Source organism: Microlunatus aurantiacus, from assembly GCF_039536605.1.
GTDB classification, from domain to species: Bacteria; Actinomycetota; Actinomycetes; order Propionibacteriales; family Propionibacteriaceae; genus Microlunatus; species Microlunatus aurantiacus.
Window position 1 is genome coordinate 471,952 of record NZ_BAAAYX010000002.1, and the last position, 23,790, is coordinate 495,741.

Genomic DNA, 23,790 nt, shown 5'->3' on the forward strand with positions numbered 1-23,790 from the left:
CTGCGACGGGGTCTTGCGGCAAGCCCCCGGGTGCGCTATACGTTGAGAACGGAGGGGATGTGGCTGGCCGGTCGGCCGCTCACAGACCCAGGGCCCGCGACATCTGCGCCCGCACCTCGGTCAGCATCTCCCGGGCGCGTCGCCGGTCGGTGACCAGGTCCACGGCCTGCGTGCGGGGCACCCGAGCCTCCAGGTAGCACTTCAGCTTGGGTTCGGTCCCGGACGGGCGGACCACCACCGTGACCTGCGCACCGGCCAGCAGCACCCCGTCGGTCGGCGGCAGCTCGTCGGTGCCGTCCGCGAGGTCCACCACCTGCACCGGTTCCCCGAGCAAGCTGGCGGGGGGCTGGGCCCGCAGCCGGCTCATGGCCGCCGCGATCAGGGTCAGGTCCTCGACCCGGACGGAGAGCTGGTCGGTCTCGTACACCCCGTACGTCGTCGCGATCTCGTCGAGTCGATCCGCCACCGTACGGCCCTCGGCCTTGAGTCCGGCGGCCAGGGTGAGCACCCGGATGAGCGCCGAGATGCCGTCCTTGTCCGGCACGGCCGCGGGGTCCACGCAGTAGCCGATCGCCTCCTCGTAGCCGAAGGCGAGCCCGGGCACCCGGCCGATCCACTTGAACCCGGTCAGCGTCACCGCGTACGGCTGCCCGTGCGCCGTGGCCATCGCCGACAGCAGGGAGCTGGACACCACCGAGGCGGCGTACGTCCCCTGCACCCCGCGCCGCAGGGCGTCGTCGCCCAACACCGCCCCCAGCTCGTCGCCGCGCAGCATCCGCCACCCGCCGTCGATCGGGACCGCGATCGCACACCGATCGGCGTCCGGGTCGTTCGCCACCACCAGGTCGGCGCCGGTCCGGGCGGCCAGGGCGAGGGCCAGGTCGATCGCCCCCGGTTCCTCCGGGTTGGGGAAGCCGACGGTGGGGAAGTCGGGGTCCGGTTCGGCCTGCTCCGGCACCACAGCCGCGCCGGTGAAGCCGGTGCGGACGACCGCCTCGGCGACCACCGCGCCGCCGACCCCGTGCATGGGTGTGTAGACCCAGCTCAGCTCGCGCGACGCCTCGTCCGGCACCAGCGAGACGATCCGTTCGAGATAGGCCTCGACCAGCTCGCCGCCCAACCGCACGTAGTCGTCGCTGCGGGGCACGTCGGACAGGTCGCGGTGGGCGACGTCCTCGATCCGCGCGGCGATCTCCCCGTCGGCCGGGGGGACGATCTGCGACCCGTCGCCCAGGTAGACCTTGTAGCCGTTGTCCTGCGGGGGGTTGTGGGACGCGGTGACCACCACGCCGGCCACGCAGCCGAAGTGCCGGATACCGAACGCGATCACGGGGGTGGGGGTCGGCGCCGGCACCAGCAGCGTACGGAACCCCGCGGCGGCGAGGATCTCGGCGGAGTCGCGGGCGAACACGTCGGACTTGTGCCGGGCGTCGTGCCCGATGATCACCGTCCCGCCGCCGAGGCCCCGGTCCAGCAGGTAGGCGGCGAGCCCGGCCGCGGCCTGCCCGACGACCACCCGGTTCATCCGGTTCGGCCCGGCCCCGATCGGTCCCCGCAGTCCGGCCGTGCCGAACTGGAGCCGCCCGGCGAAGGCGTCCGAGAGCTCGGTCAGGGAGGCCTCGGAGCCGGCGACGACCTGGTCCAGCAGACTGGCGAGCTCACCTCGGGTGTCGGGGTCGGGGTCCTGGGCGGACCAGGCGGTGACCTGCTCGCCGAGCCCGGCAGGGAGCGTGCTGCTCACAGGCGGGCGGCCAGACCGGCGAGCAGACCCCGGAGCTTCGGCCCCGCGTGCAGGCCGGCCTCGATCACCTCGGCGTGGCTGAGGGGGGTGGGGGAGATGCCGGCGGCCAGGTTCGTGACCAGGGAGATCCCGAGCACCTCCAGCCCGGCCTCCCGGGCGGCCACCGTCTCCAGGGTGGTGGACATCCCGACCAGGTCGCCGCCGAGCACGCCGGCCATCCGGACCTCGGCCGGTGTCTCGTACGCCGGGCCGCGGAACTGCACGTAGACGCCTTCGGGCAGATCGGGATCGACCTCCCGGGCGACGGCGCGGAGCCGGGCGGAGTAGGCCTCCGTCAGGTCGATGAAGGTGGCCCCGTGCAGCGGACTCGCCCCGGTCAGGTTGATGTGGTCCCTGATCAGCACCGGGGTGCCGGGCGCCCAGTCGCGGTTCAGACCGCCGCACCCGTTGGTCAGCACGATCATCTCGGCGCCGGCCGCTGCGGAGGTCCGCACCCCGTGCACCACGGCGTCGACCCCGCGGCCCTCGTAGAAGTGCGTCCGTCCGGTGAAGACGGCGGCGACCTTCCCGGCCGGCGTGCGAACCGCCCGCAGCGTCCCTCCGTGGCCCTCCACCGCCGGGACGGAGAAGCCGGGGAGGTCGGCCAGGGCCAGCTCGCCGAGCGTCTCACCCAGGTCGTCGGCGGCCGCCGACCAGCCCGAGCCGAGGACCATGGCCAGGTCGATCCGGGTCAGTCCCAGGCGTTCCACCAGGGTCTGGGCGGCGTGCGTGGCGGTCGTCTTCGGATCCTCGGCGGACGGCATTCCCGCACTCTAGTGTCGGCGGACCGCGGCGGACACCGGTCCGGCGTCACCAGCCGCTGGAGCAGGAGCGGGAGCGCAGCTCGGTCACGTAGTCGGCCGGTGCGCCCGCCGCCTCGGCCCCGTCGGCCAGGATCCCCAGCGTCCGGGCGCTGGGCACGCCGCCCTCGAAGTCGTTCAGCACGTAGGCCCAGGCGGTCAGCTCACCCTCCAGGGTCGCGACCCGGACCCGGACCTTGCGGTAGAGCCCGCTGTCGGCGCTCTCCCAGCTGTCCAGGGCCGCCTCGTCAGCCTCCGTGACGTCGTACAGAGCGACGTAGACCTGGGACTCGGGGTCCTCGACCACCGTCGGGAGGGAGCCGTCCCAGCCGTCGCCGCCGAACGTCAGGCGCCACCCGGTGAGCCAACCGGTGCTGCGCAAGGGGGAGTGCGGGCAGCGCGACGTCATCTGGTCAGGATCGAGATTGCTCCCGTACGCGGCGTACTGCACGGCGACGAGGCTACCGAACCACCTGTGCGGACCGCGGGACCGTCGAGGCCTCGTGGAAGAATGCCGCGCGTGACCACCCGTGTAGTCATCATCGGCGGCGGCCCCGGAGGCTACGAGGCGGCGCTCGTCGCCAGCCAGCTCGGAGGAGAGGTGACGCTGGTCGACACCGACGGTCTGGGTGGATCGGCCGTGCTCACCGACTGCGTGCCCTCCAAGACCTTGATCGCCACCGCGGAGGTGATGACCGGGGTGGCGGAGTCGACCGAGCTCGGCATCAGGTTCGGCGGCAAGGACGCCCTCGACGCCGAGACCGTGGTGCACGTCGACCTCGCGGCGGTCAACCAGCGGGTGCTCGAGCTGGCGGGTCGCCAGTCGGCCGACATCAACCGGCGGCTGACCGATCAGGGCGTGACGATCCTGCTGGGCCGCGGCCGGCTCGAGGGCAAGGAGCGGGTGATCGCCGAGACCGCCGACGGGGACGTCGCGCTGGACGCGGACGTGATCCTGATCGCCACCGGCGCCCACCCCCGGGTGCTGCCCGACGCGGTCCCCGACGGCGAGCGGATCCTGACCTGGACGCAGGTGTACGCGCTCGACGAGCTGCCGGAGAAGCTGATCGTGGTCGGCTCCGGTGTCACCGGGGCGGAGTTCGCGAGCGCCTACGACGCCCTGGGCGCGGAGGTGGTGCTGGTGTCCTCGCGGGACCGGGTGCTGCCGGGCGAGGACGCCGACGCCGCGCAGGTGCTCGAGGACGTCTTCGAGCGCCGGGGTCTGACCGTGCTGTCGAGGTGCCGGGCCGAGTCGGTGACCCGGGACGGGGACCGCGTGGTCGTCCGGCTGAACGACGGCCGCGAGATCGTCGGCTCGCACTGCCTGCTGGCGGTGGGATCGATCCCGAACACCGCCGAGATGGGTCTCGAGGAAGCCGGCGTCGCCCTCGACCGGGGTGGCTTCATCGTCGCCGACAAGGTCTCCCGGACCTCGGCCCGCGGCGTGTACGCGGCCGGCGACTGCACCGGCGTGCTGATGCTCGCCTCGGTGGCCGCCATGCAGGGCCGGATCGCCATGTGGCACGCGCTCGGCGACGCCGTCGCCCCGCTCGATCTCAAGATCGTGTCCAGCAACGTCTTCACCGCCCCGGAGATCGCCACCGTGGGGATGAGTCAGGCGCAGGCCGATGTGGCGGTGCCGAAGGTGGCCACGGTGAAGCTGGCCCTGCAGGGCAATCCCCGGGCCAAGATGCAAGGTCTGCGGGAGGGCTTCGTCAAGGTGTTCTGCCTGCCGGTGACCGGGATCGTGGTGGGCGGCGTGGTGGTCGCCCCGCGGGCCAGCGAGCTCATCTACCCGCTGGCCATCGCCGTCTCCCAGCGGCTCACGGTCGACCAGGTCGCCGGTTCGTTCACCGTCTACCCCTCGGTCTCGGGCTCTCTGGCCGAGGCCGCTCGCCAGCTCCACCTGCACGGAAACGACCTCGTACCCAAGGAGTGACATGCCTTTCATCACCGTCGGCCAGGAGAACACCGCCGACATCGACCTCGCCTACAACGACCAGGGCAGCGGCCAGCCGGTCGTCCTGATCCACGGGTTCCCCCTCGACGGGGCGTCGTGGGAGAAGCAGACCCACGCCCTGCTGCAAGCCGGCTACCGGGTGATCACCTACGACCGGCGCGGCTTCGGCCGCTCCAGCCAGCCGTCGGTCGGTTACGACTACGACACGTTCGCCGCCGACCTGGCCACCGTCCTCGACGTCCTGGACCTGACCGACGTGGTCCTGGTCGGCTTCTCCATGGGCACCGGGGAGGTGGCCCGCTACCTCTCCCGCTACGGCAGCGACCGGGTGGCCAAGGCGGCGTTCCTCGCCTCGCTGGAGCCGTACCTGCTGATCACCGACGAGCACCCGGACGGCGCGGGACCGCCCGAGTTCTTCCAGGGCATCTCCGACAGCGTCCTCGCGGACCGCTACGCGTACTTCGCCGGCTTCTTCTCCGACTTCTACAACCTGGACGAGAACCTCGGCAGCCGGATCAGCGAGGAGGCGGTCCGCAACAGCTGGAACGTCGCCGCGAGCAGTGGCGCGTACGCGGCCGCGGCCGCGCCCCTCACCTGGCCGACCGACTTCCGGGCCGACATCGACGCGATCAGCGTGCCGACCCTGATCGTGCACGGCACGGCCGACCACATCCTGCCGATCGACAAGACGGGCCGGAAGTTCGCCGAGCTGCTGCCCGAGGCGACGTACGCCGAGATCGAGGGTGCCCCCCACGGCCTGCTCTGGACGCACGCCGACGAGGTCAACGAGCACCTGCTCGGGTTCCTGGCCAGCTGAGGCACCAGCGACCCGACACGTCGGGTTTGCGCGACTGAGCAGAATCAACGTGTGAGTTCAGGGTGCAGGACGCACCCTGAGCTCACACGTTGTCAGCGTCTCGACCCCGACGGGAGAACCGCATGGCGTGGCAGGCGAGCGCGGTCGACCTCGCGCCGATCACCTGGGCCGAGGGCCCGGAGTCGATCACCGGTCTGGCGGACCTGCTGCGGGAGCGCACCTGGACGGCGTTGACCGGGGCGGGCGCCTCGACCGACAGCGGCATCCCGGACTACCGGGGTCCGACCTCGGTCCGGGCCACTCCCATGACGTTCGCCGAGTTCACCGGTTCCGCAGCCGCGCAGCAGCGTTACTGGGCCCGCTCCTACCTCGGCTGGAGCCGGATGGGCCGGGCCCATCCCAACGACGGTCACCGGGCTCTGGTCGACCTGGAGGCGTTCGGTCTGATGGGGATCGTCACCCAGAACGTCGACGGTCTGCACACCCGGGCCGGCAGCCGGACCGTGGTCGATCTGCACGGCGAGATCGCCCGGGTGGTGTGCCTGGACTGCGGTGACCGCACCCGGCGGGTCGACGTCCAACGCCGGTTGACCGAGCTCAACCCGGGACTGGAGGGGCAAGCGCCGGTCGAGCACGCCGAGCTCCGTCCCGACGGCGATGCGGTGGTGCAGGACTGGCACCACTTCGTGCTGGCTGCCTGCGCGCTCTGTGGTGGTCGTCTGAAGCCCGACGTGGTGTTCTTCGGCGAGTCCGTGCCGAAGCGCCGGGTGGAGTTCGCCTACGACCTGGTCGACGCCGGTGAGGTGCTGGTGGTGCTCGGGTCCTCGTTGACGGTGATGTCGGGGCTGCGGTTCGTCCGCCACCTCGCCAAGCAGGGACGGCACGTCGTGATCGTGAACCGCGGCGTGACGCGCGGCGACTCGCTGGCCACCGTCAAGATCGAGGGTGGCTGCGCCGAGACCCTGGTGCCGTTGCTGGACGCCCTGCGCACCTGAGGTCTCGTCTCAGGGGGCCCGTCGGGAACAGCGAGTGACGACTGCTCAGTCGCCGAAGATGTCGCCGAACATCTCGCCCAGGCCTTCGCCCAACCCACCGATGCCGTCGCCGATGCCCTCGCCGATGTCGCCGATCCCGTCCCCGATGCCGGCGAACATGTTGCCGCCACCACCGAACAGGAAACCGCCGATCAGCGCGCCGGTGAGCAGGTCGCTGCCGTTCCAGCGGCTGTAGTAGCCCTGGGCCCAGGGTGCGTACGCCTGGCCGCCCTGCCAGTAGGGCACCCGCTGGGCACCGACCTGGACCGTGCGGATGTAGGGATCGGCGCCGGCCAGCACCCGCTCGGCATCGGCCGGGCAGGCCGGCACGGCGCGGGGAGCGCCTCCCGGCGGGGCCCAGTCGACGTCCTGGGAGGACGGTCCGTGAGCCGGGTTGAAGAAGCAGGGCGGGCGCTTGGCCGGCAGCGGCTGGTCGTTGACCCGGGCCTTGACGCACGCGATCGCGTAGCGGCCGTCCTCCAGGATCTCGGTGACGTGCTTGATCTCGTCCGGCACCCGCACCTGGTCCAACGACATCTTCGCGTTCTCGTAGGCGTCCAGGGCCCGCTGGTAGTCCTGCTGCATGGCCTCGTCGAGCGGGTGCCCGGCCACGTCGGTGTCCAGCCGCTGGAGCTCCTCGCCGAACTTCGTCACGTCCTCGTCGGCGGCGCGCTTGGAGGTGGACAGCTGGTTCTCCAGCTCGGCCTGCTGGTGGTTCTCGCGCTGCTGGACCGCCTTGCGTCGATACAGGAGCGTGCCGCCGACCACGGCGACGACGATGAGGAGGACCAGCACTTCAGTCATGGGCTCCAGTGTCTCCCGTCCCACCCGGCCACCGGACCACGCCGGGCCTTTCTTACCCAGTTTTTGGGGCCGTCGCGCGACGAATCAGCCGCGTCGGGCGTCCCGGATCGACCCGTCCGTCCGGGTCCCGTGGCGGGGCCGCCGTCAGGCGTCCACGATGCGACACAGCGTCGCGCCGCTGGTGACTGTGGCGCCCTGCTCGGCGCTCAGACCGGTGACGACCCCGGACCGGTGGGCGTTCAGCGGCTGCTCCATCTTCATCGCCTCCAGCACGACGACCAGGTCACCGACCTCGACGGTGTCACCCTCGGCCACGGCCACGGCCACGATCGTGCCCTGCATGGGTGAGGTCAGCGCGTCGCCGGACGGCCCGGTGGTGCGTGCGCCCGTTCCCGTACGGCGGATGGGTTTCCGGGCTGAACCGGATCCGGTCGGCGCCAGCCCCAGGCCGGCGGGGAGGACCACCTCGAGCCGCCTGCCGTCGACCTCCACGACGACCCGGGTCTTCTCGGCCGGCTCCTGGTCCGCCGGCGAACCGCCCGCGTACGGCGGGAGGTCCCCCGCGAACTCCGTCTCGATCCAGCGGGTGTGCACCCCGAGGCGACCATCGGGGGCGGTGAAGGCGGGATCATCGAGCACCGCCCGCAGGAACGGGACCACTGTCGGCATGCCCTCGACCACCAGCTCGGCCAGGGCCCGGCGGCTGCGGGCGATCGCGGTCTCCCGGTCGGCGGCGCTGACGATGATCTTGGCGACCAGCGAGTCGAACGCCCCCGGCACGGTCATCCCGGTCCGGTAGCCCTCGTCGACCCGGACCCCGGGACCGGCCGGCGGTTGCCAGGCGGTCAACGTGCCCGGCGCGGGCAGGAAGCTCCGCTCTGGGTCCTCGGCGTTGATCCGGAACTCGATGGCGTGGCCACGCACCGGGGGATCGTCGTAGCCCAGGGGTTCGCCTTCGGCGATCCGGAACATCTCCCGGACCAGATCGAGACCGGACACCTCCTCCGACACCGGGTGCTCGACCTGCAGGCGGGTGTTCACCTCCAGGAAGGAGATGGTGCCGTCCTGACCCACCAGGAACTCGCAGGTGCCGGCGCCCACGTAGCCCGCCTCGCCGAGGATGGCCTTGGAGGCGGTGTGCAGCCGGTCGACCTGGTCGGGCGACAGGAACGGCGCGGGTGCTTCCTCGACCAGCTTCTGGTGCCGTCGCTGCAGCGAGCAGTCGCGGGTGGACACGACCACGACGTGGCCGTGGGCGTCGGCCAGGCACTGGGTCTCCACGTGCCGGGGGCGATCCAGGTAGCGCTCCACGAAGCACTCGCCGCGACCGAAGGCGCTGACCGCCTCGCGGGTCGCTGACTCGAACAGAGCCGGGATCTCGTCCAGCGTGCGCGCGACCTTGAGCCCGCGGCCGCCCCCGCCGTACGCGGCCTTGATGGCGACGGGCAGTCCGTGAGCTGTGGCGAAGGCGATGATCTCGTCGGCGCCCGTGACGGGCCCGGAGGTGCCGGGCACCAGCGGGGCGCCGACCTTCTCGGCGATGTGGCGGGCACGGACCTTGTCGCCGAGGGCCTCGATGGCCGCCGGCGGCGGACCGATCCAGGTCAGACCCGCGTCGATCACCGCCTGGGCGAAGGCGCTGTTCTCGGCCAGGAAGCCGTAGCCCGGGTGGACCGCGTCGGCGCCGGACCGGGCCGCCACGGCGAGGATCTTGGCGATGTCGAGATAGGTGTCCGTCGGCGTGGTCCCCCCCAGCGCGTACGCCTCGTCGGCCAGCCGCGCGGCCAGGCCGTCGGCGTCGGCCTCGGCGTAGACGGCGACGCTGGTGATCCCGGCGTCGGCCGCGGCCCGGATCACCCGGACCGCGATCTCCCCCCGGTTGGCGACCAGGACCTTGGTCAGACGCCGTTGGCTGTTGGGCACGGTCGGGAGCATAGTGCGCGCTCAGCCGGATCTCGGCGGCGCGGAAGCCGGCCCGGGTGCCGAGGTGAACCGGCGTGCCGAGGTGAAGTGGACCGTGTCGCCGGGCCGCAGCTGGCCGGCGTGGTCGGCGTCGGAGGCGGTCAGCACGGCGATCACCGGGTACCCGCCGGTGACCGGGTGGTCGGGCCCGAAGACCAGCGGCAGCCCCGACGGTGGCACCTGCAGAGCGCCCCGCACCATCGCCTCCGACGGCAGCTCCTCGGTCCGGGCCCTTGTCAGCGTCGGGCCCGTCAGCCGGACCGCCACCCGGTCGGCGTCGGCGGACACCCGCCAGTCCGCGGTCAGCAGCGTCCGCCAGGCCTCGTCGGTGAACCAGTCGCGACGGGGGCCGGGCAGCACCCGCAAGGTGGTCCGCAGCGGCTCCCACCGCGCCAGATCCGTGACCGGGAACGGCTGTCGCGCCGCGCCGACCCGGAGCTCCGTGCTGGGCGCCAACGGGGCCGGACCCAGACCGGACAGCAGGTCGGTGGACCCGCTGCCCAGGGTGAGGGTGATCTCGATGCCGCCGCGGACGGCCAGGTAGCTGCGCAGGCCCCGCGGCGGTGGGGCGATGGACAGGGTCTGACCGGCCCGCAGCGCCACCGGGGTGTGGGAGCCGGTCGGTGTGCCGTCGACGGTCACCTCGGTGGGGGCACCGGTGACCGCGACCCAGTGCACCCTGTCGGCCTCGACCGCCAGACCGCCGAGCAGGCACTCGACGGCGACCGCGTCCTCGGGGTTGCCGACCAGTCGGTTGGCGAGCCGGAGCGCCGCCCGGTCGGCCGCCCCCGATCCGGAGACGCCGAGGTGGGCGAGACCGGGCCGGCCCAGGTCCTCGAGCAGGGACTGCGGGCCGCAGCGCCGGACGACCAGCACCTCAGCCGTCCCGGACGAACCGGACCGTCGTCCCCGGTCGCAGCAGCGCCGGTGGGACGCGGTCCAGGTCCCACAGCCGACGGTCGGTGGTCCCGATCAGCTGCCAGCCGCCGGGTCCCCGCCGGGGGTAGACCCCCGACCACACGTCGGCCAGACCGACCGACCCGGCCGGGACCGCCGTCCGCGGGCGCACCCGGCGGGGCACCCGCAACCGGTCGTCCTCGCCACGGAGGTAGCCGAAGCCGGGCGCGAACCCGCAGAAACCGACGGTCCAGCGCTGGCCGGTGTGCGCGGCGATCACGTCCTCGGCGGTGAGACCGAGCCGGTCGGCCACCTCACCCAGGTCCTCGCCGTCGTAGCGGACCTCGATCTCGACCCGGTCGGTGTCGTCGCCCGTCGGAGGTGCCGCAGCCAGACCCAGCAGTGCCCGCTGGCGCTGGGGCGTCAGGGGACGGACGAGTCGCAGGAAGACCGTCCGCGCCCCGGGCACCAGCTCGCTCACCTCCGGGAGCGCGAGGATCTCCAGCGCCCGCAGCACCCCGGCCGTCTCGGTCAGGTCGGCGCACTCGAGCAGCAGCCCGTCCTCGCCGTACGGGAGCAGCCGCCGGGTCACCGCAGGGATCCGACGAACGGAGCGAGGTCCATCCCGGCCTCGAGCAGGCCCGCGCGCACCGCCCGGCCCATCACGACCGCGTCGGGGGAGTCGCCGTGCAGGCACAGGGAGTCGGCCGCCCCTGCTCGGGCGGCCCGGACGGCACGCTCGGCGGCCAGGTGGGCGTCGGTGATCATGGCGTCGGGCTGTCGGCGATCGACCAGCCGGCCGTCGGGGGTGTAGTTGCGGTCGATGAAGTACTCGGTGATGGTGCGCAGCCCGCGACGCTCCGCGATCTCCAGCACCGCCGCCCCGGGCAGCCCGAGCAGGGGCAGCCGGTCGTCGACCGAGGCGACGGCCTCCACCACCGCCCGGGCCTGGTCCTCGTGGTCCACCAGGGCGTTGTAGAGCGCTCCGTGCGGCTTCACGTACGCGACCCGGCCACCGACCGTGCGGGCCAGTGCGTCCAGCGCGCCGATCTGGTAGACCACCGCTGGAGCAAGATCCTCCGGCGCCATGTCCAGGAACCGACGGCCGAAGCCGACCAGATCGGGATAGCCGACCTGCGCGCCGATGACCACACCACGCCGGACCGCCGACCGGCAGGTGCGCAGCAGGCCGGCGGGGTCGCCGGCATGGAAACCGCAGGCCACGTTCGCGCTGGTGATCATGGTCAGCATGGCCTCGTCGTCGCCGAGGCGCCAACGCCCGAAGGACTCTCCGAGGTCGGCGTTCAGATCGACGGGCACGGCGTCATTGTCGCAGCGGAGGGCGGTGACCTCCATCGCCGGTCCGCAGAAAGGTGTGGGGCCTCGGGGGAGTATGAGTCTCCCGAGGCCCCACGGTCTGGCACGGTCCTGACGACTCGGGCCGATCGGTCGGGACGGGTGGTTCCGGCACAGCGTCAGGTGTGCCGCCGTCGGGTCTCCCCTCGGGTGCGAACCTCGTCCTGGCGTCCGATCCCGCAGCTCCGAAGAGGTGCGTAGGAGATGTCTACTCCTCCGCGAGGTCGCGGCGCAAGGGTGTCGGGACGGCCGATCCGGCGGCCCCCACGGCGGCGGGCCTGCGCGGTAGCCTGACCTTCGTGGAACCGGAGCCGGACACCAAGGACTGGACCTGGACCCTGGACCGACGCTGCGAGCAGTGTGGGTTCGCAGCGGGCGAGGTCGCCGTCGCCGACGTGCCCCAGCGGGCGTTCGTCGCCGCCGAGGAGTGGGTGGCCATCCTGCGTTCCCACCCGGCGGTCGCGTCCCGGCCCGAGCCGGCGGTCTGGTCCCCGCTGGAGTACGGGGCGCACGTCCGGGACGTCTACCGGCTGTTCGACCAGCGGCTGGTCTCGATCCTGGGTGAGGACGAGCCCACCTTCGCCAACTGGGACCAGGACGAGACGGCGCGGACGGAGCACTACGGCGAGCAGGATCCCGAAGTGGTCGCCGACGAGCTGGAGGCTGCGGCCCTGACCTTCGTGGACCGGCTGCGGGGGGTTCGGCCCGACCAGCAGCACCGCACGGGGACCCGCTCGAACGGTTCGCAGTTCACCGTGACGACGCTCAGCCAGTACTTCCTGCACGATGTCGTCCACCACCTCTGGGACGTCACCGGGCAGACCGACGGCGCCGCCTCCCTCGAGCTCGGCTGACGTGTCGGACCGCCACCGGCTCAGCGAGGAGCACGACGACTTCCGTGCGGTGGTGGCGGAGTTCGCCGCTGAGCGGTTCGCCCCGCACGTCGCCGGCTGGAACGCCACCGGCGGCCTGCCGCTGGAGGCCGTGCGTCAGATGGGTGAGTTGGGACTGTTCGCTCTGGGTGGGCCGGAGGCGTACGGCGGGGTGGGCGACTTCACCAGTCTCTGCATCGCCATCGAGGAGATCGGCCGTGTCGACCAGTCGCTCGGCATCACGCTGGAGGCCGGTCTCGGGCTCGGGGCGAACCCGATCGCCCGCTTCGGTACACCGGAGCAGAAGGAGCGCTGGCTGCCCGATCTGCTCGCCGGCCGGGCCCTGGCGGCGTTCGGGCTGACGGAGGCCGAGGCCGGTTCGGACGCCTCGGCCACCCGGACCCGGGCCGACCTGGTGGACGGCAGCTGGGTGATCAACGGCAGCAAGCAGTTCATCACCAACTCGGGTACGGCGATCACGTCGGTGATCACCGTCACCGCCGTCACCGGGCGGCGCGACGACGGCCGGCCGGAGCTCTCGACGATCATGGTCCCGGCCGGCACGCCCGGTCTCACCATCGGGCCCGCGTACGAGAAGCTGGGCTGGCACGCCTCCGACACCCACCCGGTGATCTTGGAGGACGTCCGGGTGCCCGAAGATCATCTGCTCGGCCTCAGGGGTCGTGGCTACGCACAGTTCCTGTCCACGTTGGACGACGGGCGGATCGCCATCGCCGCACTGGCCCTCGGCTCCATCCGTGCCTGTCGCGATCTGGCCCGCGACTACGCGTTGGAGCGGCACTCGTTCGGCGGACCGATCGGACGCAAGCAGGCGGTCGCCTTCATGGTCGCCGACCTGGACGTGATGGCCCACACCTCAGGTCTGCTGGTCTACGCGGCAGCGCAGCTGAAGGACGATCACGTCGGGACCGACGTCGATCCGGCCGAGCTGAAGCGGGCAGCGGCGATCGCCAAGCTCTACACCTCCGAGTCGGCCGTGACGGCCGCCCGCCTGGCCACTCAGGTCTTCGGGGGGTACGGCTTCATGGAGGAGTACCCCGTGGCCCGGTTCTACCGCGATGCCAAGGTGCTCGAGATCGGTGAGGGCACGTCGGAGATCCAGCGGCTGCTGATCGCGCGGGGGATGGGACTGCCGGTGGAGTGAGACCGGCCCTGCCACTACGGTGAGTGCCCATGGCGGAACAGACGACGGCGAACGACGTGCCCACCGTCCTGGTGGTGATGGGGGTCTCCGGCACCGGCAAGTCCACCGTCGCCGGGATCCTGGCCGATCGACTCGGCTGGGACCTGGCCGAGGGTGACGACCTGCATCCACCCGCGAACGTCGAGAAGATGCGGGCCGGTACGCCGTTGACCGACGAGGACCGCTGGCCCTGGTTGGACAAGGTCGCTGCCTGGATCCGCGCGCACACCGACGCCGGCACACCCGGCATCATCACCTGCTCGGCGCTGCGGAGGATCTACCGCGACCGGCTGAGCGGACCGGGGGTGGTCTTCGTGCACCTCGCCGGTACCCGCGAGGAGATCGCCGCCCAGATGTCGAAGCGGTCCGGCCACTACATGCCGCTGAGCCTGCTGGACTCCCAGCTGGCCACGCTGGAGGCGCTGGAACCCGATGAGAACTCGGTAGTGGTCGGCGTCGACCAGTCGCTGGCGAACGAGGTCGCCGAGATCGAGGCGAAGCTGGGCGTCGCCCCGGCCTGAGCCCGTACGAGGACTGTCGGCCTCAGCCGGTGATCACGACGGGTAGCCGGGCGCCTGCCGCGGACAGGGTGGCCGGCCCGTTCACAGCCTCGGCGGGGATGCTGACCTGCCAGCCCACGACGTCGTCGTCTCCGGTGGCGTCCGCGACCCCGAGCGGCCACGTGCTGGTGCCCTGGCTCAGCTCGAGCCGGACCCCTGTCATCGGCGACTGGGTCTCCAGCGGCCGGCTGGCACCGTCCCCCGAGCAGGCGCCGCCGACGTAGGTGTCCGAGCAGCCGGTGTGGAACCACCGGCCGGACACCGACAGCTCGGCGTCCCGGTCGACGGTCACCGGGGCGGCGGTTTCGGAGCCGGGCATCTGGGGCGGCGTGGATCCGAGTCCGATCAGGGGACCGGCGCACCCTCCCGCCGCTGAGGGGACCAGCCCCAGGAGCGCTGCGCCGGCCACCAGGGCCACCAGGAGGAGGACACGGGCGAGACGAGCCATGAGTCAATGATGCAACGCGCGAAGGAAATCCAGCACCTTCGCCGCCGGCATCTCGCAGGGCTTGAGCACGTCACCGGCCCCGGTGCGGTAGACGTTGGCGCTGATCACGTCAGCACCCCCGAGCTGCTCGGCGCAGACGCTCAGACTTCGACCACCGGTGTGGGTGATCTTGGTCAGGCCGTAGCGCCGACCCGCGTACCTGACCTCCGACCAGCCCTCGGGGAGGGTGTCCACGAGGCCGCCGAGGTCCGGCTCGGGGTCAGTCGACGTCAGTGAAGTGCTCCACCCGCGGCGCCTCGGCGAAGTAGGGACCGATGGCCGAGCGCCACGCCTTGAACCGCTCGGTCTCCCGGAAGTTCCGCTCGTGCGCCTCGACCGAGTCCCACTCGACCATCAGCACGAACCGCTTCGGGGTCTCGACGCCGCGGGTCATCCGGACCGAGCGGCAGCCGTCGGTGCTGGTCAGCTGGTCGCGGGCCCCGCGGTACGCCGCCTCGAACCCGTCCGCGTCCGTCACGTCGATGATCGCCACCTCGAGAACCATGTGGCGATCCTAGAGTGGCAGCTTGCGGAACAGCGGTCGCGGTACGTGGCGCAGCCCCGACATGACCGGCCGCATCGCCGCCGGCACCCAGATCAGGTCCTTGCGGTGCTTCACCGCCGACACCACGGCGTCGGCCACGTCCTCGGGGGTGACGGCCAGCGGCGCCTCGTCCAGACCCTCGGTCATCTTGGACCGGACGAAGCCGGGGCGGACCACCAGCACGCCGACGCCGGTGTCGCGCAACGCCTCGCCGAGGCCCAGGAAGAACCCGTCCAGACCGGCCTTGGTGGAGCCGTAGACGAAGTTCGAGCGCCGGACCCGCTCGCCGGCGACGCTCGACAGCGCCACGATCTTGCCGTGCCCCTGGGCCCGCAGCCGGTTGGCCAGCAGCACGCCGAGGTGCACCGGTGCGGTGTAGTTGACCTCGATCAGCTCCAGCGCGTCGGCGGGTTCGGTCCAGGCCCGTTCCGGGTCGCCGAGCAACCCGAAGGCCACCACCGCGATGTCGATGTCGCCCTCCGCGAACGCCGCGTCGATGGTCGCCGCGTGCGATCCGGGGTCGCGCGCCTCGAGATCGACCTCGGTGACCGCACAGCCCAGGGCGGTCAGCTCGGCGGCGGACTCGGTCCGGCGCGAGGTCGGCCGCGCCGCGAGCACGACCCGCAGCTGACGCCCGATGGCGTACCGGCGGGCGATCGCGAGGGCGATGTCGGAGGTGCCCCCGAGCAGCAGCAGGGACTGGGGGTTGCCGACGGCGTCAATCATGTCTCAAGGCTCCTGGGTCGGTGGTCGGGCGGGCGTGGGACGGGCCGGAGCTCACAGGGCCAGCCGCCGGGACAGGTCGGAGGTGAAGACCGCCCCGGGGTCGACCCGCTTCCGCACGGCGAGGAAGTCCTCCAGCCGCGGGTACATCTGCCGGAACGTGGCGGCGTCCAGCCGCGAGTCCTTGGCCAGGTAGCACCGGCCGCCGGCCGCCACCACCTGCTCGTCGAGGCGCGTGCAGAGCCGGTCCAGGCCGTCCTCGATGGGCAGGTCGACGGTCAGCGTCCAACCGGGCATCGGGAACGACAGGGGCGCCGCGTTGCCGGGACCGAACCGCTTGAGCACGTTGAGGCAGGACAGGTGCCCGGAGGTGACGATCATCTCGACGCACCGCCGGAAGGTCTCGTGCTCGGCGAACGGGACCGCGAACTGGTACTGCAGGAAGCCGTTCGGACCGTAGAGCCGGTTCCACTCGGCCACGATGTCGAGCGGGTGGAAGAAGGTGGTGATGTTCTGCACCTCACCGACCCGGTGCTTCGGCGCTTTGCGGAACCACATCGCGCTGAACGCCTTCGCGGTGGCCAGGTTGACCATCCGGTTGGGGAACACCTCGGGGATGGTGCCGAACGCGGGGGCGGTGAAGCGGAGCGGGTCGGCGCGCAGCTTGGCCGGCAGGTCGGAGAGCCTGGCCTTGTTGCCGCGGGTCAGCACCGCCCGGCCCAGGTGCTTGCCGCGGGTGACCGCGTCGAACCAGGCCACCGAGTACGTGTAGTTCTCGTCCCCGTCCGACATCGTCGCCATCAGCGAGTCCAGGTCGTCGCAGCGCTGCGTGTCGACGCTGAAGTAGGCGGTCTCGGTGCGCTGGACGGCGACCGTGGCCCGCAGGATCACCCCGGTCAGCCCCATCCCACCGATGGTCGCCCAGAACAGCTCCGGGTCGTCTCCGTCCGGACCGAGGGTGCGGATCCCGCCATCGGCGGTGAGCAGGTCCAGATCCCGTACGTGGTTGCCGAAGCTGCCCTGGGTGTGGTGGTTCTTGCCGTGCACGTCGGCCGCGATCGCGCCGCCGATGGTCACCTGACGGGTGCCGGGCAGCACGGGAACCCACAGACCGAACGGCAGCAGCGCCTTCATCAGGGCGTCGATGCTGACCCCGGACTGAACGCTCACGGTCGGCACCTCACCCTCGGCGTCGACCTGCAGGATCTTGTTCAGCCGGGTCAGGTCCAACGTGGTGCCGCCGGCGTTCTGCGCGGCGTCGCCGTACGAGCGGCCCAGCCCGCGGGGGACGACACCGCGGGTGCCGGCGTTGCGCAGGGCGGAGACGGCTCCGGCGATGGTGTCGATCCGCGCCAGGTGGGACCGGCTCCCGCCGGCCCGGCCCCAGCCGTGCAGCTCGACCAGCTGCTGGGGGACCTGCAGCTGGCTCTCCACCGCTGGCGACGGCTGGATCTGCGTGGCCTCGCCGCCACTCATGCGAACACCGCGATCGAGATCGTGGTCAACCAGATCACTCCCAATCCCTGTAGCACCCGATCGTGCAGGACGACCTCTTCCGGCTCGCCCGCCTGTCCGGCGTCCACCTCCAGGGCGTACTGCAGCATGCCCAGGGTGAACGGGGCGATCGAGATCGCGGTCCACGGTACGCCGAGGGGCGGGTTGTAGCGGTTCTCGAAGGCCCACAGGCTGTAGGCGGTGACCACCAGCACGGCCGCGAGGATCCAGACGAACCGCAGGTAGGAGGCCGAGTAGCGGTCCAGCGACTTCCTGGTGCCCGCGTCGGCGCCCACCGAGACCAGCTCGGAGTAGCGCTTCCCGGCCACCATGAACAGCGAGCCGAACGAGGCGACCAGCAGGAACCACTGGCTCAGCGGCACGCCGACCGCCACCCCGCCGGCGATCGCTCGGAGCAGGAAGCCGCTGGACACCACGGCCAGGTCGATCACCGGCAGGTGCTTGAGCACGGTGGAGTAGAGGATCTGGATGACGACGTACACGCCCAGCGTGACGGCCAGGGCGCTGTCGACGAGGTAGCCGAGGGCCAGACCGCCCAGACCGAGGACGACCGCCATCACCGCAGCCACCGGGACGCCCAGCTCACCGGCCGCGATCGGGCGGAACCGCTTCCGGGGGTGGAGCCGGTCCTCCTCGACGTCGCCGATGTCGTTCAGCAGGTAAACCGCGGAGCTGACCAGGCAGAACGCCACGAACGCCAGGGCCACCCCCCGCAGCACCTCGGGCCGGAACAGCCAGCCGGCGGCCAGCGGGGCCAGGACGACGAGGAAGTTCTTCACCCACTGGCGGGGGCGGAGCGCTCGGATGGGGGCGGGCAGCCGGCTCACCGGTCGCTCGAGGGTCTCGGACATCGTCTGGAAGGGTATCGGCCCCGGCCCGTTCCCTGCGTCAGCATGATGGGTCGGCACGAGCGGCCGGGGTGGCCGACGGCACCGGCCGCACCCCGGCGGCAGGCCCCGTGCGCCGCCACCCGCACGGACGCCTCAGATCGATTCGACCCCTCGGGCCTGCGGGGCAGGCGAGCCGTCCAGAAATCCAGGGCGCCGCTGCTGGACGGCTAGGTTGGGCGCCATGTCTGTGGGTCGTCACCGCCTGGTCGCCGTGGTCGTGGTGGCGGTGGCGGGTCTCAGCGCCTGCAGTGCCTCCGAGCCGGGCGGTCCGACAGCCGCCCCGCCGAGCACCGTCACGAGCGCTCCCACCGAGCCCCCGGCTGCGAGTCCCTCGGCCGCCAGTCCGTCGTCCAGCGGCACCCCGTCCGGGTCGCCCAGCACCTCGCTGTCCGGAGTGACCCTGCGGCAGCTCGGGTTCGCCAACGGTCCGTCGGACGAGTTCTCGCTGCCGAGTGATCTCGTGCTCACGACCAGCGTCGACCAGCCGAACGTGGTCACCCTGGTGCTGGCTCGGCCGAGTCCGCAGACGGTCGAGGAGTACCTCCGGGCCACCCTGCCGGGACGTGGCTTCACCATCGACGCGCGCGCCGACGTGGGTCAGGCCCTCGCCTTCGCGGGCCACGGCTGGACCGGCGTCTTCACCGGCACGGGCACCACCACGGCCATCGTCCTGCGTCCGGCCTAGTCGGAGCCGGCGGGATCCCGCAGAGTGGTCCAGGACACCCCGAGGTCGGCCAGCAGAGCCCGCAGCAGCGGCAGGCTGATGCCGACCACGTTGTGGTGGTCACCCTCGATCCCGGTGACGTACGGACCGCCGAGTCCGTCGACGGTGAAGGCTCCCGCGACCAGCAGGGGCTCGCCGGTGGCCACGTAAGCCTCGATCTCGGCGTCGTCCAGATCGGCGAAGTGGACGGTGGTGGAGGCGATGGCCGTCCGGGTGGCGCCGCCGGGCAGGCGGATGACGTGGTGGCCGGTGTGCAGCACCCCGCTGCGACCGCGCATCGCCCGCCAGCGGCGGACGGCCTCGACGGCGTCGACCGGCTTCCCGAGGCCCTGTCCGTCCAGCTCGAGCAGCGAGTCGCAGCCGATCACCACCTCCTCGACCGCTCCGTCGGCGGAGAGACGTCGGCGCGCGACCGCCTCGGCCTTGGCGCGGGCGAGGGCGCTCACCAGAGCGGGAACGGTCTCGGCGTGGAGGGCGTCCTCGTCGACCCCGGACACCTCCACCGCGGGGGTCACCCCGGCGCCGCGGAGCGTGGCGAGGCGGGCCGGGGACGCGGAGGCCAGCACCAGACGCATCGCACTAGGTTAAGGGGATGGCTCTCGACGATGACTCCCAGTGGTGGCGCAGCGCTGTCGTCTACCAGGTCTACCCGCGGTCCTTCGCCGATGCGAACGGCGACGGGACCGGCGACGTGCCGGGGATCATCGACAAGCTGGAGTACCTGGCCGACCTCGGCGTCGACGCCGTCTGGGTCAGCCCCTGGTACCCGTCGCCGCTGGCCGACGGAGGCTACGACGTCAGTGACTACCGCGGCATCCTGCCCGAGTTCGGCACCCTGGCGGAGGCCGACACGTTCGTGGCCCGAGCCCACGAGCTGGGGCTGCGGGTGCTGATCGACCTGGTCCCCAACCACAGCAGCGACGAGCACCAGTGGTTCGTCGACGCGCTGGCGGCGGCCCCCGGGTCGGCCGAGCGTGATCTCTACCTCTTCCGGGACGGGCTCGGGGACGACGGCGAGCAGCCGCCCAACAACTGGCCGGCGATGTTCGGCGGCGGCGCCTGGGAGCGCACCACCGACGCGGACGGCACCCCGGGGCAGTGGTATCTGCACCTGTTCGACATCAAGCAACCCGACTGGAACTGGGACAACCCGGCGGTCGCGGACGAGTTCGACTCGATCCTCCGGTTCTGGTTCGACCGCGGCGTCGACGGCTTCCGGATCGACGTGGCCAACTCCATGGCCAAGGCGGCCGGTCTGCCGGACGTCGACGTCGATCCGGCGACCGGCGAGCTGCTGACCAACACGCTGACCGGCTCCCCGTACCTGAACCAGCCGCACGTGCACGACATCCTGCGCCGGTGGCGGACCGTCGCCGACTCCTACGCCGACTCCGAGCTCGGCGCCCGGGTCTTCGTGTCCGAGGCGTGGGTGACCCCGGCCTCGGAGCTGGCCAAGTACGTCCGCGACGACGAGCTGCACACGACCTTCAACTTCGACGCGCTGATGTGCGAGTGGTCCGCGGAGTCGCAGCGCAACGTGATCGACCTGACCCTGCGGGCCACCGGCGCCGTCGGGGCGCCGCCCACCTGGGTGCTCGCCAACCACGACACGACCCGCGTGGTCACCCGCTACGGCCGCTCGATCACCGGTGCCCGGTTCACCCCGAAGGGGATGGACCTGGACTCGTTCGCCGGGGTCGGCTCGGTCCCCGACGGGGTCACCGACATCGAGCTCGGCCGGAAGCGGGCCAGGGCCGCGGTGCTGCTCGAGCTGGCGCTGCCGGGTGGGGCGTACGTCTACCAGGGCGACGAGCTCGGTCTGGAGGAGGTCGAGGACATCCCCGAGGAGCTGCTCCAGGACCCCACCTGGGAGCGGTCGGGACACACCGTCCGTGGTCGGGACGGTTGCCGGGTGCCGCTGCCGTGGTCGGGGACCGAGGCGCCGTTCGGTTTCGGGTCCGCCGACACCCCGCCGTGGCTGCCTCAGCCCGCGGGCTGGGCGGCCCTCACCCAAGAGGTCCAGGACGCCGACCCGACCAGCCACCTCAACCACTACCGGGCGGCGCTGGCGCACCGGCGCGAGCACCCGGCCCTGGGCGACGGGACGATGGCCTGGGACGGCGACGTGCCGCCCGGTGTGCTCTCGTTCACCCGGGAGCCGGGCTTCCGCTGCGTGGTCAACTTCGGTCCCGACCCGTACGCGCTGCCGGCCGACGCCCAGGTGCTGATCGCCTCCGGTGACGCCGCGTCCGGGACCCTGGGTGTCGACGAGGCGGTCTGGCTGCAGGTCTGACTCCGTCGCGAGCGGCCGTGAACGTAGCGCCGGTTCTGTCTGGACTGACGACGAGCGTAGACAACGCTTTATCGTCTGCGCTCGAGGAGGGAAGACAGAACCCTCAGCGCGCAGTGAGCAGCGAGTCGACGACTAGCGCCGCCCACCGCCGAGCAGTCCGCCGAGCATGTCGAGGATGCCGCCACCGCCCTGGCCCTGTCCCTGCGCCTGGCCGCCGCCGAGGCCGCCCAGGATCGACCCGAGCAGGTCGTTCAGCCCACCGCCACCGGCGGCCCCGGGCTGGGCGGCACCGCCGCGCAGCTTCTGGGCCAGGTAGGAGAGCACGATCGGCGCCAGGATGGGCAGCAGCTTCTGCACCAGGTCGGAGTTGCCGCCCAGGTTGCCGCCCAGCGTCTGGGCCACGGCGCCGCTGTTCTCCCCGAACACGTGGCTGACGATCTTCTCGCCATCGGCGGTGTCCACCTCGTCGAGGTTCACGCCGCCGTCGACCAGCTGGGGCGAGTGGTTGTCCAGCGCCCCGGCCAGGGAGGCCGCGCCACGGGGGTCGGCCGCGTTGGCCTGCATGCCACCGACCAGGGCGGGCAGGGCCTCGCGGACGGCCGACTCGGCGGTCGCCGGGTCCACCCCCAGCTGGCTGGCCAGGGAGTTCATCGGGATGGTGGCGAGGATGTCGTCGATCGAGCTCATCGTCGGGCCCTTCCGGGGGTCGGGGCCCACGCCAGGGCCCGGTGCTCGCAGACTACTCAGCCCGCAGACGACCGGACAGGCGCCAGGCCTGCGGTCCGGCCCGCAGACTTCGCCGCAGTCCCCGGCTCCGATCCGCCCATCCGGACGGCGTGGCCGCCGCTCCGGCTCCGGTCGTCACGGGTGTCACCGTAGCCAGAGCGACCACCAGGGCGGCCAGGTCCTCCGGCGTCGGGTGCCCGGCGACGACCCGCACCACCGGGGCGTCGTCGCCCTCCGCGTCCGCCGGATCCCTCGCGCCCGAGGCCCTCACAGCGGGATGTTCCCGTGCTTCTTGGGCGGCAGCGTCTCCCGCTTGGTCCGCAGCAGCCGCAGGGCCCTGGTGATCTCCAGCCTGGTCTCGTGCGGCATGATCACCGCGTCCACGTAGCCGCGCTCGGCCGCCAGGTAGGGGTTGGCCAGCTCGTCGTCGTACGCGGTGATCAGCTCGGCCCGGCGGCTGTCGGGGTCGTCGTGGTCGGCGAGCTCCTTGCGGTACAGGATGTTCACCGCTCCCTGCGCGCCCATCACCGCGATCTGCGCGGTCGGCCAGGCCAGGTTGATGTCGGCCCCGAGGTGCTTGGAGCCCATCACGTCGTAGGCCCCGCCGTACGCCTTGCGGGTGATCACCGTGACCAGCGGGACGGTGGCCTCGGCGTAGGCGTAGATCAGCTTCGCCCCCCGCCGGATGATCCCGTTCCACTCCTGGTCGGTGCCGGGCAGGAAGCCGGGCACGTCTACGAAGGTGATCACGGGGACGTTGAAGGCGTCGCAGGTGCGGACGAACCGGGCCGCCTTCTCGGCCGCGTCGATGTCCAGGCAGCCGGCGAAGTGCAGCGGCTGGTTGGCCACCACACCGACGCTGCGGCCGTCGACCCGGCCGAAGCCGACCACGATGTTGGGCGCGAAGAGGCGGTGCACCTCGCAGAACTCGCCGTCGTCCAGCACCGCGGTGATCACCTCGTGCATGTCGTACGGCTGGTTCGGGGCGTCCGGGATGACGGTGTCCAGGGCGAGGTCGTCGTCGGTGTCGGCGTCGGCGGTGGCGTCGAAGACGGGCGGGTCCTCGAGGTTGTTCTGCGGCAGGTAGGACAGCAGCGTGCGGACGTAGTCGATGGCGTCCTGCTCGTCGGCGGCCAGGTAGTGGGAGTTGCCCGACTTGGTGTTGTGCGTCCGGCCGCCGCCCAGCTCCTCCATCGTCACGTCTTCGCCGGTGACGGTCTTGATCACGTCCGGGCCGGTGATGAACATCTGCGACGTCTGGTCGACCATCACCACGAAGTCGGTCAACGCGGGGGAGTAGACGTGTCCGCCGGCGGCGGCGCCCATGATCAGCGAGATCTGCGGGATGACCCCGGACGCGTGGGTGTTGCGGCGGAAGATCTCCCCGTACAGCCCGAGCGACACCACACCCTCCTGGATCCGCGCCCCACCGCCCTCGTTGATCCCGATCAGGGGGCAGCCGGTCTTCAGGGCGACGTCGATGATCTTGACGATCTTCTCGCCGTAGACCTGGCCGAGGCTGCCACCGAACACCGTGACGTCCTGGCTGAACACGCAGACGGGCCGGTCGTCCACGGTGCCGAAGCCGGTGATCACGCCGTCCCCGTACGGGCGTTTCCGGTCCATCCCGAACGACGTCGACCGGTGTCGGGCCAGCTCGTCGAGCTCGGTGAACGAGCCCTTGTCGAGGAGCAGCTCGACCCGCTCCCGGGCGGTCTGCTTGCCGCGGGCGTGCTGCCGCTCGACGGCTGCCGCCGAGCCCGCGTGGACCGCCTCGTCGGTTCGGCGCTGGAGGTCGGCGAGCTTCCCGGCGGTGGTGTGGAGGTCGGCGTCGTCCATAGC

The 23,790-nt window shown here is 72.0% G+C and carries 26 protein-coding genes; 8 read left to right on the forward strand and 18 right to left on the reverse strand.

The window, feature by feature from the left end; all coding sequences use genetic code 11:
• Nucleotides 1–79 precede the first annotated feature (79 nt).
• From ABD714_RS02320 to ABD714_RS02330, 3 genes are read right to left on the reverse strand one after another with little or no spacing between them, the layout of a single operon-like run.
• Nucleotides 80–1,741: a phospho-sugar mutase gene (locus ABD714_RS02320; protein ID WP_344810648.1), complete on the reverse strand. Its 1,662-nt coding sequence runs from the start codon at nt 1,739–1,741 to the stop codon at nt 80–82.
• Entirely contained in the window at nt 1,738–2,544 is an 807-nt protein-coding gene (locus tag ABD714_RS02325; protein WP_344810649.1) for a purine-nucleoside phosphorylase, read from the reverse strand. The genes ABD714_RS02320 and ABD714_RS02325 overlap by 4 nt, the downstream gene beginning before the upstream one ends.
• A gap of 46 nt (nt 2,545–2,590) precedes the next feature.
• The gene (locus ABD714_RS02330; protein ID WP_344810650.1) at nt 2,591–3,031 is read right to left on the reverse strand and encodes a gamma-glutamylcyclotransferase family protein; all 441 of its coding nucleotides are present in this window, start codon (nt 3,029–3,031) and stop codon (nt 2,591–2,593) included.
• 60 nt (nt 3,032–3,091) lie between these two features.
• Here ABD714_RS02330 and ABD714_RS02335 point away from each other — a divergent pair, with 60 nt between their 5' ends.
• The 3 genes from ABD714_RS02335 to ABD714_RS02345 all read left to right on the forward strand — a co-directional run bounded on the left by ABD714_RS02335 (nt 3,092) and on the right by ABD714_RS02345 (nt 6,352).
• Nucleotides 3,092–4,519, forward strand: coding sequence for an NAD(P)H-quinone dehydrogenase (locus ABD714_RS02335; protein ID WP_344810651.1), 1,428 nt, complete (start codon nt 3,092–3,094; stop codon nt 4,517–4,519).
• A 1-nt stretch (nt 4,520) separates the two neighbouring features.
• Entirely contained in the window at nt 4,521–5,357 is an 837-nt protein-coding gene (locus ABD714_RS02340; RefSeq protein WP_344810652.1) for an alpha/beta fold hydrolase, read from the forward strand.
• Between the two features lie 122 nt (nt 5,358–5,479).
• Nucleotides 5,480–6,352: a Sir2 family NAD-dependent protein deacetylase gene (locus ABD714_RS02345; protein ID WP_344810653.1), complete on the forward strand. Its 873-nt coding sequence runs from the start codon at nt 5,480–5,482 to the stop codon at nt 6,350–6,352.
• Nucleotides 6,353–6,397: 45 nt separating this feature from the next.
• Here the strand turns inward: ABD714_RS02345 and ABD714_RS02350 are convergent, their stop codons facing one another.
• The 5 genes from ABD714_RS02350 to ABD714_RS02370 all read right to left on the reverse strand — a co-directional run bounded on the left by ABD714_RS02350 (nt 6,398) and on the right by ABD714_RS02370 (nt 11,410).
• Nucleotides 6,398–7,195 (reverse strand): hypothetical protein, encoded by a 798-nt coding sequence (locus tag ABD714_RS02350; protein WP_344810654.1) that lies wholly within the window; start codon nt 7,193–7,195, stop codon nt 6,398–6,400.
• A 144-nt stretch (nt 7,196–7,339) separates the two neighbouring features.
• Nucleotides 7,340–9,118 carry an acetyl/propionyl/methylcrotonyl-CoA carboxylase subunit alpha gene (locus tag ABD714_RS02355; protein ID WP_344810655.1) on the reverse strand — a complete coding sequence of 593 codons (1,779 nt, stop codon included), beginning with the start codon at nt 9,116–9,118 and terminating at the stop codon, nt 7,340–7,342.
• 21 nt (nt 9,119–9,139) lie between these two features.
• A complete protein-coding gene (locus ABD714_RS02360; protein WP_344810656.1) occupies nt 9,140–10,033 on the reverse strand; it encodes a 5-oxoprolinase subunit C family protein in 894 nt (297 codons plus the stop codon).
• A 1-nt stretch (nt 10,034) separates the two neighbouring features.
• Nucleotides 10,035–10,646 (reverse strand): 5-oxoprolinase subunit B family protein, encoded by a 612-nt coding sequence (locus ABD714_RS02365; protein WP_344810657.1) that lies wholly within the window; start codon nt 10,644–10,646, stop codon nt 10,035–10,037.
• The gene (locus tag ABD714_RS02370; RefSeq protein ID WP_425562323.1) at nt 10,643–11,410 is read right to left on the reverse strand and encodes a LamB/YcsF family protein; all 768 of its coding nucleotides are present in this window, start codon (nt 11,408–11,410) and stop codon (nt 10,643–10,645) included. The genes ABD714_RS02365 and ABD714_RS02370 overlap by 4 nt, the downstream gene beginning before the upstream one ends.
• Nucleotides 11,411–11,709: 299 nt before the next feature.
• Here ABD714_RS02370 and ABD714_RS02375 point away from each other — a divergent pair, with 299 nt between their 5' ends.
• The 3 genes from ABD714_RS02375 to ABD714_RS02385 are packed head-to-tail and all read left to right on the forward strand — an operon-like array spanning nt 11,710 to nt 14,007.
• A complete protein-coding gene (locus ABD714_RS02375) occupies nt 11,710–12,264 on the forward strand; it encodes a DinB family protein (protein ID WP_344810659.1) in 555 nt (184 codons plus the stop codon).
• A 1-nt stretch (nt 12,265) separates the two neighbouring features.
• Nucleotides 12,266–13,447 (forward strand): acyl-CoA dehydrogenase family protein, encoded by a 1,182-nt coding sequence (locus ABD714_RS02380; RefSeq protein WP_344810660.1) that lies wholly within the window; start codon nt 12,266–12,268, stop codon nt 13,445–13,447.
• Between the two features lie 29 nt (nt 13,448–13,476).
• Nucleotides 13,477–14,007: a gluconokinase gene (locus tag ABD714_RS02385; protein WP_344810661.1), complete on the forward strand. Its 531-nt coding sequence runs from the start codon at nt 13,477–13,479 to the stop codon at nt 14,005–14,007.
• 22 nt (nt 14,008–14,029) lie between these two features.
• Here ABD714_RS02385 and ABD714_RS02390 read toward each other — a convergent pair whose 3' ends face one another.
• Genes ABD714_RS02390 through ABD714_RS02415 form a run of 6 tightly spaced genes read right to left on the reverse strand, consistent with a single transcriptional unit; the run spans nt 14,030 to nt 18,166 of the window.
• Nucleotides 14,030–14,494 (reverse strand): hypothetical protein, encoded by a 465-nt coding sequence (locus tag ABD714_RS02390; protein ID WP_344810662.1) that lies wholly within the window; start codon nt 14,492–14,494, stop codon nt 14,030–14,032.
• A gap of 3 nt (nt 14,495–14,497) precedes the next feature.
• Complete coding sequence (locus tag ABD714_RS02395) at nt 14,498–14,728, reverse strand: peptide methionine sulfoxide reductase (RefSeq protein WP_344810663.1); 231 nt, start codon at nt 14,726–14,728, stop codon at nt 14,498–14,500.
• Between the two features lie 25 nt (nt 14,729–14,753).
• Nucleotides 14,754–15,038: an antibiotic biosynthesis monooxygenase family protein gene (locus ABD714_RS02400; protein ID WP_344810664.1), complete on the reverse strand. Its 285-nt coding sequence runs from the start codon at nt 15,036–15,038 to the stop codon at nt 14,754–14,756.
• A 9-nt stretch (nt 15,039–15,047) separates the two neighbouring features.
• Nucleotides 15,048–15,803, reverse strand: coding sequence for a decaprenylphospho-beta-D-erythro-pentofuranosid-2-ulose 2-reductase (gene dprE2, locus ABD714_RS02405; RefSeq protein WP_344810665.1), 756 nt, complete (start codon nt 15,801–15,803; stop codon nt 15,048–15,050).
• 51 nt (nt 15,804–15,854) lie between these two features.
• Nucleotides 15,855–17,276 (reverse strand): decaprenylphosphoryl-beta-D-ribose oxidase, encoded by a 1,422-nt coding sequence (dprE1, locus tag ABD714_RS02410; RefSeq protein WP_344810666.1) that lies wholly within the window; start codon nt 17,274–17,276, stop codon nt 15,855–15,857.
• Entirely contained in the window at nt 17,273–18,166 is an 894-nt protein-coding gene (locus ABD714_RS02415; protein WP_344810667.1) for a decaprenyl-phosphate phosphoribosyltransferase, read from the reverse strand. The genes dprE1 and ABD714_RS02415 overlap by 4 nt, the downstream gene beginning before the upstream one ends.
• Before the next feature lie 220 nt (nt 18,167–18,386).
• On the opposite strand from ABD714_RS02415, the gene ABD714_RS02420 reads away from it, so the two are divergent.
• Nucleotides 18,387–18,890 (forward strand): hypothetical protein, encoded by a 504-nt coding sequence (locus ABD714_RS02420; RefSeq protein ID WP_344810668.1) that lies wholly within the window; start codon nt 18,387–18,389, stop codon nt 18,888–18,890.
• Here ABD714_RS02420 and ABD714_RS02425 read toward each other — a convergent pair.
• The gene (locus tag ABD714_RS02425) at nt 18,887–19,504 is read right to left on the reverse strand and encodes a Maf family protein (protein ID WP_344810669.1); all 618 of its coding nucleotides are present in this window, start codon (nt 19,502–19,504) and stop codon (nt 18,887–18,889) included. The two genes, ABD714_RS02420 and ABD714_RS02425, sit on opposite strands and share 4 nt — an antisense overlap.
• A gap of 17 nt (nt 19,505–19,521) precedes the next feature.
• Here ABD714_RS02425 and ABD714_RS02430 point away from each other — a divergent pair, with 17 nt between their 5' ends.
• The gene (locus ABD714_RS02430; protein ID WP_344810670.1) at nt 19,522–21,222 is read left to right on the forward strand and encodes a glycoside hydrolase family 13 protein; all 1,701 of its coding nucleotides are present in this window, start codon (nt 19,522–19,524) and stop codon (nt 21,220–21,222) included.
• Nucleotides 21,223–21,354: 132 nt separating this feature from the next.
• Here ABD714_RS02430 and ABD714_RS02435 read toward each other — a convergent pair whose 3' ends face one another.
• Genes ABD714_RS02435 through ABD714_RS02445 form a run of 3 tightly spaced genes read right to left on the reverse strand, consistent with a single transcriptional unit; the run spans nt 21,355 to nt 23,787 of the window.
• Nucleotides 21,355–21,909 carry a DUF937 domain-containing protein gene (locus tag ABD714_RS02435; RefSeq protein WP_344810671.1) on the reverse strand — a complete coding sequence of 185 codons (555 nt, stop codon included), beginning with the start codon at nt 21,907–21,909 and terminating at the stop codon, nt 21,355–21,357.
• Between the two features lie 52 nt (nt 21,910–21,961).
• Nucleotides 21,962–22,219 carry an acyl-CoA carboxylase subunit epsilon gene (locus ABD714_RS02440; RefSeq protein WP_344810672.1) on the reverse strand — a complete coding sequence of 86 codons (258 nt, stop codon included), beginning with the start codon at nt 22,217–22,219 and terminating at the stop codon, nt 21,962–21,964.
• Nucleotides 22,216–23,787, reverse strand: coding sequence for an acyl-CoA carboxylase subunit beta (locus ABD714_RS02445; protein ID WP_344810673.1), 1,572 nt, complete (start codon nt 23,785–23,787; stop codon nt 22,216–22,218). The genes ABD714_RS02440 and ABD714_RS02445 overlap by 4 nt, the downstream gene beginning before the upstream one ends.
• Between the last annotated feature and the right edge of the window lie 3 nt (nt 23,788–23,790).